At 41.4% G+C, this 268-nt stretch carries 1 protein-coding gene; it reads right to left on the bottom strand.

Annotation, left to right across the window (positions count from 1 at the left end):
• Nucleotides 1-223, bottom strand: a 223-nt coding sequence (locus AAEY79_RS15085; protein WP_352289248.1) for a YkgJ family cysteine cluster protein, incomplete at its 3' end; no start/stop codon positions are given.
• Nucleotides 224-268 lie beyond the last annotated feature (45 nt).

The raw sequence follows: 268 nt of genomic DNA, 5'->3' as shown, positions 1-268 counted from the left end.
GCTTAACGCAAGAAGGCACTAAGGTTTGGCGGTTTTCGTATTCACTACAGCCACAGGTTGCGTTATCAAGGTATTGGCAAACAATATTGGTAAATATAAGTTGCTCACCTTCTCTTAGCTGATCAGTGGCGGTAAAGTCATCTTCGTCTTCGCTGTCAATAAAGGTGTTTAAACAACACTTTCCGCATCCGTCACAAATGGCTTCCCATTCTTGCTGGTTCATTTCATTGAGACTTTTGCTAAGCCAAAATTGGGTTTTTGCTAATTG

This window comes from Psychrobacter sp. GW64-MNA-CIBAN-0177 (assembly GCF_040309585.1).
GTDB classification, from domain to species: Bacteria; Pseudomonadota; Gammaproteobacteria; order Pseudomonadales; family Moraxellaceae; genus Psychrobacter; species Psychrobacter okhotskensis.
This window is presented reverse-complemented; position numbering and strand designations above follow the sequence as displayed.